Annotated in this window: 1 protein-coding gene; it reads right to left on the bottom strand. The window is 64.0% G+C overall.

Translation table 11 applies throughout. The annotated features are described in order from the left end of the window. The coding region (locus AC1RQI_RS17415) for a hypothetical protein (protein WP_481905863.1) at positions 1-247 on the bottom strand (247 nt) is incomplete at both ends.

Genomic DNA, 247 nt, shown 5'->3' with positions numbered 1-247 from the left:
CCGCCTTGGTCTGCGGCGCGAGCTTGAGATAGGTCTGGGCGTTCGATGGGATCGCCACGGGATCGCGCTGATCGCAGGGCGGCATCTTCAACACCTTGTCCGGCACCGCGCTGTCGATGCCGATCCGCACCTCGCGGATCGCGCAGCGATACGACATCAAGTGGGTGTAATAGACCAGCAGCCCGTTGAACTCGCGGAACGACAGCCAGCTCGTCGCCGTCATGTCGAGGATCTTGCGCTGGTCGCG

This window comes from Salicola sp. AFF1 (assembly GCF_056783195.1).
This window is presented reverse-complemented; position numbering and strand designations above follow the sequence as displayed.